The sequence below is a fragment of the Acidovorax sp. SRB_24 genome, from assembly GCF_012931925.1.
Genome location: NZ_MWOM01000014.1, coordinates 57543 through 66585, shown reverse-complemented (window position 1 = coordinate 66585; position 9043 = coordinate 57543). Strand labels below are relative to the sequence as shown.

Below are 9043 nucleotides of genomic sequence, written 5' to 3'. Positions count from 1 at the left end.
GAGAGAGAATTGCTGTCGATCATACAAGCCGCAGGCTGGCCGATCTGGCCCCTGGTTGCCTGCTCCGTCCTGGCGATGGCGCTGATTTTTGAACGTTTCGTGGCCCTGAAACCCGCCCGCGTGGCCCCTGCCCAGCTGCTCGACGAGGCGATCTCCGTGTCGTCCGTGGCCCTTCCGGGCCCCGACGTGGTTGGCCAGCTGGCACAGAACTCGGCACTGGGCGAGGTGCTGGCCAGCGGCCTGCGCACGCTGCACGCCACGCCGCAGTGCAGCGAAAGCGATCTGCGCGCCGCCATGGAAGGCGCCGGCCGTGCGGTGGCCCACCGCCTGGAAAAATCCCTGACCGCCCTGGCGACCATTGCTTCGGCCGCGCCGCTGCTCGGCCTGCTGGGCACGGTGATCGGCATGATCGAGATTTTCGGCTCACAGGCCGGCGCGGGCGGCCTGGGCAGCGGCAACCCGGCGCAGCTGGCGCACGGCATCTCGGTGGCGCTGTACAACACCGCCTTCGGCCTGATCGTGGCCATTCCGGCGCTGATCTTCTGGCGCTACTTCCGCAGCCGCGTCGACGCCTACCTGCTCACGCTGGAGCTGTCGAGCGAGACCTTCGTGCGCCACCTGGCGCGGCTGCGCAAATGAGCGGGGACCGCGGCTGCGGCGCCGCCGGCCCCCGGACTGCCCGGAGGCCACGATGAACTTCCGCCCGCGCCAACGCGACGAGCCCGAGATCAACCTGATCCCGTTCATCGACGTGCTGCTGGTCATCCTCATCTTCCTGATGCTGACCACCACCTACAGCAAGTTCACCGAATTGCAGCTCACGCTGCCCGTGGCCGACGCCGAGCAGCAGCGCGACCACCCCAAGGAGGTCGTCGTCGCCGTCGCCGCCGATGGCCGCTACGCGGTGAACAAGGCCGGCATCGAGGGCAAGAGCGTGGACGCGCTGGCCACGGCCCTGCGCGCGGCCGCCCAGGCCGGCCCGGGCAGTGTGGTCATCATCAGCGCCGACGCCATGGCGCCGCACCAAGCCGTGGTGAGCGTGATGGAGGCGGCACGCCGCGTCGGCCTCACGCAGATCACCTTCGCCACCCAGTCGTCCGCGCGCGCGGGCGCTGGCAAATCCTAGCTCCCCATGGCTGCCGCACCGCAGCCAGCCTCCGCGCCCCGGTCCACGCCGCCGCTCGAAGCGGCGCTGCTGCGCGCCTGGCGCCGGCGCGGCGCGCTGGCCTGGGCGCTGTGGCCGCTGTCGCTGCTCTACGGCCTGCTCGTGGCGCTGCGCCGCGCGCTGTACCGCACGGGCCTGCGGCGCGCTGAACACCCGGGTGTGCCGGTCCTCGTGGTCGGCAACGTGATCGCCGGCGGCGCCGGCAAGACACCCGTCGTGATGGCCGTGGTGCGCCACCTGCAGGCGCAAGGGTGGCAGCCCGGCGTGGTCTCGCGCGGCTACGGGCGCAGCGCCCACGACTGCCGGCTGGTGCGCGCCGACAGCCTGCCCAGCGAGATCGGGGACGAGCCCGCACTGATCGCGCGCCGCTGCGGCGTGCCGGTGGCGGTGGCCCCGCGGCGCATCGACGCCGCGCGCGCCCTGCTGGCGCAGCACCCCGGCACCGACGTGCTGGTCTGTGACGACGGCCTGCAGCACTGGGCGTTGGCACACGATGTCGCTATCTGCGTGTTCAACGACGGCGGCGTCGGCAATGGCTTCCTGCTGCCCGCCGGCCCGCTGCGCGAGCCCTGGCCGCGCGCCGTGGACCTGGTCGTGCACGCCGGCCCTGCGCCCGACACCAGCGCGCCCACGTTCGCGCTGCGGCGCCAGCTGGCCGATCACGCCCTGCGCGCCGACGGCCAGCGCGTGCCACTGCCCAGCCTGCGCGGCGAACCGCTGCGGGCGGTGGCCGCGATTGCACGGCCCGAAGACTTCTTTGCCATGCTGCGCGCGCAGGGGCTCACGCTGGCCGACACGCTGGCGCTGCCGGACCACTTTGATTTTGATAGCTGGAAGCGCCCGTCAGGCGATCCTTTGCGCCTTATTTGCACCGAAAAGGACGCCGCCAAGCTGTGGCGCCAAAACCCCGATGCGCTGGCCGTTCCGCTGCAGGTGGACATCGATGGCGGCTTCTTTGCCGCACTCGACGCCCTGCTGCGGCGGACACTATCATCGCCCTCCTGAACCCTTCACCACCGCGCCGCCATGGACCCCAAACTGCTTGAACTGCTGGTCTGCCCTGTCACCAAGGGCCCCCTCACCTACGACCGCGAGCGCCAGGAACTGGTCTCGCGCAGCGCGCGCCTGGCCTACCCGGTGCGCGACGGCATCCCCGTCCTGCTCGAAAACGAGGCACGCACCCTGACCGACGAGGAGCTGGAGCAGTGAGCGCGCCGGCCGGCCCGCCCCCTCCATTCACCGTGCTGATCCCGGCGCGCATGGCATCGAGCCGGCTGCCCGACAAACCGCTGGCCGATATTGCCGGCCTGCCCATGGTGGTGCGCGTCGCGCGCGCCGCGGCGCGCAGCAGCGCCGCGCGCGTGGTGGTGGCGGCCGACGACGAGCGCATCCTGCACGCCTGCGCCGCGCACGGCATCCAGGCCGTGGCCACGCGCGCCGACCACCCCAGCGGCAGCGACCGGCTGGCCGAGGCCTGCACGCTGCTCGGCCTGACGGGCGGCGACATCGTCGTCAATGTGCAAGGCGACGAGCCGCTGATCGATTCGCAGCTCATCAACGCCGTCGCCGCACTGCTGGCCCAGCACCCCGAAGCCAGCATGGGCACGGCCGCCCACCCGATTGCGACGCGGGCCGATTTCGACAACCCGAACATCGTCAAGGTCGTGCTGGATGCGCGCGGGCTGGCGCACTATTTCAGCCGCGCCCCGATCCCGCATGCGCGCGACCTGGCGGACAGCGCCTGGTGGGATGGCCACGCGGCGCAGGCCCAGCCCGGCGTGGCCGCGCTGGCCGACTTTGCGCCGCTGCGCCACATCGGCATCTACAGCTACCGCGCGCACTTCCTGCGCCGCTTTCCCACCCTGGCCCAGGCGCCCACGGAAGCCATCGAAGCCCTGGAGCAGCTGCGCGCGCTCTGGCATGGCCACCGCATCGCCGTCCACATCGCAGCCCAGGCCCCGGGCGCCGGTGTGGACACGCCCGAAGACCTCGAACGCGTGCGCCAGCTGTTGGCCTGAAGCCGCCAAAAAGCCTTTGACACAGGCGGTGGCGCAGGCGCCCGCCGTCAGCCAGCGCCAAGGATGTGCGTGCTATCCTTGCCGCCAATGAGAGCGCCACGTCCCCGGACAACCGTGTCCGGGGCCAGTGGCGCCGCTGATTTCACACACTTAGAGGACTTCCATGAGACTGATCTTGCTCGGTGCCCCCGGCGCCGGAAAGGGCACGCAGGCCGCGTTCATCTGCCAGAAATACGGCATCCCGCAAATCTCCACCGGCGACATGCTGCGCGCCGCGGTCAAGGCCGGCACGCCGCTGGGCCTGCAGGCCAAGGCCGTCATGGACGCGGGCGCCCTGGTCAGCGACGACATCATCATCGGCCTGGTCAAGGAACGCATTGCCGAACCGGACTGCGCCCAAGGCTTCCTCTTTGACGGCTTCCCGCGCACCATCCCGCAGGCCGACGCCATGAAGGCGGCCGGCGTGAAGCTCGACTATGTGCTGGAAATCGACGTGCCCTTCGATGCCATCATCGAGCGCATGAGCGGCCGCCGCTCGCACCCCGCCAGCGGCCGCACCTACCACGTCAAGTTCAATCCGCCCAAGGTGGCCGGCAAGGACGACGTGACCGGTGAAGACCTGATCCAGCGCGAGGACGACAAGGAAGAAACCGTGAAGAAGCGCCTGGACGTGTACAGCGCGCAGACCCGCCCGCTGGTCGACTACTACTCAAGCTGGGCCCAGCAAGACCCGGCACAGGCCCCCAAGTACCGGGCCATCAGCGGCACCGGCAGCGTGGAAGAAATCACCGCCCGCGCCATGGCCGCCCTGGCCGACTGAACGCCCGCAGGCTTCCGCTCACCGGCAACGCCCCGCCCTGCGGGGCGTTTTTGCGTGCGCTCCCCCGCGACCAGTCGCTGCGCAGCGGCTCAGTGCGGCGCTGCACCCTCCATCAATTCCAGCATCAGCTCGACGCGCGCCTTGACCGGACTCAGGCCGGGCAACGCAATAAAAGTGCTTGGCGAACCCGGCACGATCTGCCCCAGAGGGCAGCGCGAGGCCACGCGCACCGCCACGCCTGCGCCCTCAGCGCGCTCGAGCGCCGCCTGCAATGCAGCGTGCACAGTGCCATTGCCGGTGGCCGCCACCACCAGTCCCTGCACTCCGCTGTGCACCAGCGCATCGACCGTGGCGCCGCTCGCGCCGGCGTGGCTCATGGCGATCTCCACGCGCGGCCACTGCGCCCCCTGCGCTATCTTTTCGAGAGCTGCATGTGCTTTACCCATCTGAGCTTGCGGCCAATTTTGTGCCAAACGCACCGTTCCCTCCTCGACCCACCCCAGCGGTCCGGCTTCGCCCGAACTGAAGGCGTTGAGCCGGTAGGGGTGGACTTTCTGCACGCCGCGCGCGCCATGCACCTCGCCGGCGCAGGCGACGAGCACGCCCCGCGCGTCCGGCGCGAGGGCGACGGCCACGGCGTCGAGCAGGTTTTGCGGCCCATCGGGCGCCACGGCGGTCGCGGGGCGCATGGCGCAGGTCATCACGACGGGTTTGTCCGTGCGCAGCACGCGGTGCAGAAACCATGCGGTTTCTTCCAGCGTGTCGGTGCCGTGCGTGATGACGATGGCGTCCACTGCGGGATCGTCCAGGTGGTGCTGGCAGCGCTGGGCGAGCGCGCCCCACACGGCACAGTCCATGTCCTTGCTGTCGATCTGCGCCACCTGCTCGGTCACCCAATCCCCACAGGCCTGCGACAGGCCGGGGACCGATTGCCACAGCGCCTGCACACCCACCTGGGCCGCGGTATAGCCCACGTTGTCCCCGGCCTCGGCCGCGGTTCCCGCGATCGTGCCGCCTGTGCCCAAAACCACCAATTTCGCAGTACCCACTTGCGCCCCCCAAAGAACTGGTTAAAAATACAGTTACTGGATTAAAAAACAGCCATTCCGAATATGGCACTCCCTTGGAGCCTCCATGCACACCCTCCCCAAGCTCACCGCCCGGCAGCAGCAGATCCTGGACCTGATCCAGAGCGCCATTGCGCGCACCGGGGCCCCTCCCACACGCGCTGAAATCGCGGCCGAGCTGGGCTTCAAGTCGGCCAACGCGGCCGAAGAACACCTGCAAGCGCTGGCACGCAAGGGCGTCATTGAGCTGGTCAGCGGCACCTCGCGCGGCATCCGCTTGCACAGCGAGACCGTGCGTTCCATCAACGCCGCACGCGGCAGCCCGTTCCAGTTGCCCCTGGCCGGCCTGAGCCAGCTGGTGCTGCCCCTGGTGGGAAGGGTCGCTGCCGGATCGCCCATTCTCGCGCAGCAGCACATCGACCAGACCTACTGCGTCGAGAACAGCCTCTTTCAGCACCGCCCCGACTACCTGCTCAAGGTGCGCGGCATGTCCATGCGCGACGCCGGCATCATGGACGGCGATCTGCTGGCCGTCCAGACCGCGCGCGAAGCGCGCAATGGCCAGATCATCGTCGCGCGCCTGGGGGACGACGTCACCGTCAAACGCCTGCGCCGCACGGCGCACGCCATCGAACTGCTGCCCGAGAACCCCGACTACCCGGTGATCGTCGTCGAGCCCGGGGAGGCTTTTGAAATCGAAGGCATCGCGGTCGGTCTGATCCGCAACACCATGCTCATGTAGGGCCACCTGGCGCACGGCTGCAGGTGGTGGGCGTTGGGTGGTTTCTTGGAAACCGCTGGCCCTGCAGCAGTGCCAGGTTCCGCAATCCCGCCCGTGTCCACCCTCTGTTGAATGGAGTTCCACATGGGAATTGCCCTGCTGGCCGCGTCGGCCTTTGTCCACCCTTTGCACGCCCTGGGTCTCTGGTGGCGGCGCCAAAGGACGCATGCCGCGGCCCCCGCATGCCGTGCCGCAGGCCCTTCCGTGGCGCGGCACGCTGCACACCCTGGCGCGGCGCTGCGGCATGCCGCCGGCACAACGGTGTCCGACGCGGCAACCGCGGCCGAGAAGCGGGCCCAACCCTGCGCGACGGCCGCCTCGGAATCGGCCCGCGCGGCCCTGCCCGCCTCTGTGGTCCGCGCCACGGGCCCGCACCGCGCGGTGCGCGTGTTGCGGCGTTCGGGCACGGGTGGCACCGACCGGCTGGTGATTTCCGGACGCATGGCGGATGTATGCGCCGAACTCGACAGACTGGCCGCGCGCGAAATGCTGCATTGATCAGCACAGGCACGAGCCCCATTGCGGTTTGTTGCCAGCGCAGTGGTGCAGGTCCGAGGCACAATACCTCGCTATGAATATCGTGATTCTGGACGACTACCAGGATGCAGTGCGCAAGCTCCACTGCGCCTCGCGCCTGGACCCTTACAACGCCAAGGTCTACACCAACACCGTCAAAGGCCTGGGACAGCTGTCGGTGCGATTGAAGGACGCCGACATCATTGTCCTGGTCCGTGAACGCACCCAGATCACGCGCCAACTGGTCGAAAAACTGCCGCGCCTCAAACTGATCTCCCAGACCGGCAAGATCGGCCCCCATGTGGACGTGTCTGCCTGTACCGAGCGCGGCATCGCCGTCGCCGAGGGGGTGGGATCGCCGGTCGCCCCGGCCGAATTGACCTGGGCGCTGATCATGGCCGCCATGCGCCGCCTGCCGCAATACATCGCCAACCTCAAGCACGGCGCATGGCAGCAATCGGGGCTCAGGGCAGGTTCGATGCCGCCCAATTTCGGCATTGGCAGCGTGCTGCGCGGCAAGACACTGGGCATCTGGGGTTATGGCCGGACCGGCCAGATCGTGGCCGGATATGGCCGCGCCTTCGGCATGAATGTGCGCATCTGGGGCCGTGAGGCCTCGCGCGCCCAGGCGCTCACCGATGGCTTTCAGGTGGCCAGCACACGCGAGGAGTTTTTCTCGCAATGCGACGTGGTGTCGCTGCATTTGCGGCTCAACGACGAGACCCGTGGCAGCATCTCGCTGGAAGACCTGTCCTGCATGAAGCCCACGGCCTTGCTGGTCAACACCTCGCGCGCCGAACTGCTCGAGCCCGAAGCACTGATCGCTGCGCTGAACCGGGGCCGCCCGGGGATGGCGGCGGTCGATGTGTTCGAGAGCGAGCCCATCCTGCAGGGCCATGCCCTGCTGCGCCTGGAAAACTGCATCTGCACGCCGCACATCGGCTATGTGGAGCAAGACAGCTACGAGCTGTACTTTGGCTCGGCTTTCGACAATGTGGTGAACTACATCAAGGGGACACCGACCAACATCGTGAACCCCGGCGCCTTGCAGGTGCGCCGCTGAACGTTGCCTGCCACACAAAAAAGGCTTCCCGCAGGAAGCCTTTTTACTGTGCAGCGTTTGGCCGGCGCCCGGCCTAAACGCTCTCGTGTCAGTTCAGAGACACCTTTTTTCCGTCCTTGTAGGTGTACAAGGTGATGGCCGGATTTTTCATTTCGCCATTGGGCTCAAAGGCGATATTGGCGGTCACGCCCTTGTAGTTGGACTTTTGCAGCTCAGGGATATAGACCTTGGGATCCCACGAGTTGGCCCGCTTCATCGCATCGACCAGCAGCATGGTCGCGTCATAGGTGTAGGGGCTGTAAATCTGGAACTGGCCAGGGTACTTGGCGTCGTAGCGTGCCTTCCAGGCCATGCCACCAGGCATCTTGGCCAGCGACGAGCCGCCTTCGGCGCAGATCACGTTGCCCAGTGTCTTGGCACCCGCTGACAACTTGGCAAGTTCGGCCGTGCAGATGCCGTCGCCACCGAAGTACTTGACGTTGGACAGGCCGAGCTGCTCCATCTGGCGCAGCATGGGTCCGCCCTGCGGGTCCATGCCACCGAAGAAAATGGCGTCGGGATTTTTGGATTTGATGGCCGTCAGAATGGCCATGAAATCGGTGGCTTTGTCGGTGGTGAACTGCTCGTCGACGATCTGCATGCCCTTGGCTGCGGCCGTCTTCTTGAACACCTCTGCCACACCCTGACCGTAGGCAGTACGGTCGTCGATCATGGCGACTTTCTTCAGCTTGAGCGTATCGGCAGCGTAGGTCGCCAAGCCAGCGCCCAGCGCCAGGTCGTTGGCAATGATGCGGTACGTGGTCTTGTAGCCCGGTTTGGTCAGATTGGGGTTGGTGGCTGCGCCCGTGACGTGGGGAATGCCGCAGTCGTTGTAGACCTTGGACGCTGGAATGGTGGTGCCCGAGTTCAAATGCCCGACCACGCCGGCCACTTTGGCGTCGCACAGTTTCTGTGCCGCAGCCGTTCCCTGCTTGGGATCCGCAGCGTCGTCTTCCGCCTGCAACTCGAATTTGATCTTCTTGCCCGCAATGGTGATGCCTTGCGTGTTCAGATCATCCACAGCCATGCGTGCGCCGTTTTCGTTGTCCTTGCCGTAGTGAGCCTGGGGTCCGGATACGGGTCCCACGTGGCCAATTTTGATCACCTGTTCTTGTGCAGAGGCGATGCCGGCAACCGCCGCGATAGCGGCAGCTACGGTCAGTTTCAACTTGAGTTGCATAGGAATCTCCAGTAAAGATAAACGCCGAGAATTTATTTTTGTGCCTCAGCGCTGGCGAACATATCGCAGTTTCCGTGCCGAGGCACTAGGGAACACGATGAAATGCAAGAGAAACCACAGGGGGAATACCCTGTTACCTTTTGATGTTTTCAACAACTGCACCGGCCGTCAGTTCGTCGGCCACCGCCTCGAAAACCGCCTGCCGCACCACCGACTCGATTTCTTCCCGCAAACGGGGCACTACCGAGCGTGTCTGCTCCTGCACGACCGTGGCGATGGCGTCGCGCAGGCGCTGGTCCAGCACCACATCCACGCGCTGCATGATCCGGTGCACCAGCAACTCTTCCACGTCCTCGGGCAGCCCCGGCGGCGCCAGCGCGGCGGCGGGCACCGG

The 9043-nt window shown here is 67.2% G+C and carries 11 protein-coding genes and 1 pseudogene; 9 read left to right on the top strand and 3 right to left on the bottom strand.

Translation table 11 applies throughout. The features are described 5' to 3' along the window. Nucleotides 1-9 precede the first annotated feature (9 nt). From B2J89_RS07260 to adk, 6 genes are all read left to right on the top strand, one after another. Nucleotides 10-639 carry a MotA/TolQ/ExbB proton channel family protein gene (locus tag B2J89_RS07260; RefSeq protein WP_169168474.1) on the top strand — a complete coding sequence of 210 codons (630 nt, stop codon included), beginning with the start codon at nucleotides 10-12 and terminating at the stop codon, nucleotides 637-639. A 52-nt stretch (nucleotides 640-691) separates the two neighbouring features. Further along, nucleotides 692-1126, top strand: a complete 435-nt coding sequence (locus B2J89_RS07255; protein WP_169168473.1) for a biopolymer transporter ExbD — start codon at nucleotides 692-694, stop codon at nucleotides 1124-1126. 6 nt (nucleotides 1127-1132) lie between these two features. Then, nucleotides 1133-2170 carry a tetraacyldisaccharide 4'-kinase gene (gene lpxK, locus B2J89_RS07250; RefSeq protein ID WP_169168472.1) on the top strand — a complete coding sequence of 346 codons (1038 nt, stop codon included), beginning with the start codon at nucleotides 1133-1135 and terminating at the stop codon, nucleotides 2168-2170. Between the two features lie 21 nt (nucleotides 2171-2191). After that, nucleotides 2192-2374, top strand: a complete 183-nt coding sequence (locus tag B2J89_RS07245; protein WP_013519449.1) for a Trm112 family protein — start codon at nucleotides 2192-2194, stop codon at nucleotides 2372-2374. Next, nucleotides 2371-3183: a 3-deoxy-manno-octulosonate cytidylyltransferase gene (gene kdsB, locus B2J89_RS07240; protein ID WP_371735981.1), complete on the top strand. Its 813-nt coding sequence runs from the start codon at nucleotides 2371-2373 to the stop codon at nucleotides 3181-3183. The genes B2J89_RS07245 and kdsB overlap by 4 nt, the downstream gene beginning before the upstream one ends. 163 nt (nucleotides 3184-3346) lie before the next feature. Then, the gene (gene adk, locus B2J89_RS07235) at nucleotides 3347-4003 is read left to right on the top strand and encodes an adenylate kinase (protein ID WP_169168471.1); all 657 of its coding nucleotides are present in this window, start codon (nucleotides 3347-3349) and stop codon (nucleotides 4001-4003) included. An 89-nt stretch (nucleotides 4004-4092) separates the two neighbouring features. Here the strand turns inward: adk and B2J89_RS07230 are convergent, their stop codons facing one another. Then, complete coding sequence (locus B2J89_RS07230) at nucleotides 4093-5028, bottom strand: asparaginase (RefSeq protein ID WP_169168499.1); 936 nt, start codon at nucleotides 5026-5028, stop codon at nucleotides 4093-4095. 109 nt (nucleotides 5029-5137) lie between these two features. Between B2J89_RS07230 and lexA the strand changes: the two genes are divergently transcribed. From lexA to B2J89_RS07215, 3 genes are all read left to right on the top strand, one after another. After that, nucleotides 5138-5812 (top strand): transcriptional repressor LexA, encoded by a 675-nt coding sequence (lexA, locus tag B2J89_RS07225; RefSeq protein WP_169168470.1) that lies wholly within the window; start codon nucleotides 5138-5140, stop codon nucleotides 5810-5812. A 123-nt stretch (nucleotides 5813-5935) separates the two neighbouring features. After that, nucleotides 5936-6349, top strand: a complete 414-nt coding sequence (locus tag B2J89_RS07220) for a hypothetical protein (protein ID WP_169168469.1) — start codon at nucleotides 5936-5938, stop codon at nucleotides 6347-6349. 73 nt (nucleotides 6350-6422) lie between these two features. Then, nucleotides 6423-7430, top strand: coding sequence for a D-2-hydroxyacid dehydrogenase family protein (locus tag B2J89_RS07215; RefSeq protein WP_169168468.1), 1008 nt, complete (start codon nucleotides 6423-6425; stop codon nucleotides 7428-7430). Nucleotides 7431-7518: 88 nt separating this feature from the next. Here the strand turns inward: B2J89_RS07215 and B2J89_RS07210 are convergent, their stop codons facing one another. Then, nucleotides 7519-8649: a branched-chain amino acid ABC transporter substrate-binding protein gene (locus B2J89_RS07210; protein WP_169168467.1), complete on the bottom strand. Its 1131-nt coding sequence runs from the start codon at nucleotides 8647-8649 to the stop codon at nucleotides 7519-7521. Nucleotides 8650-8782: 133 nt separating this feature from the next. Continuing rightward, nucleotides 8783-9043, bottom strand: a pseudogene (locus B2J89_RS07205) (hypothetical protein); the annotation flags it as partial.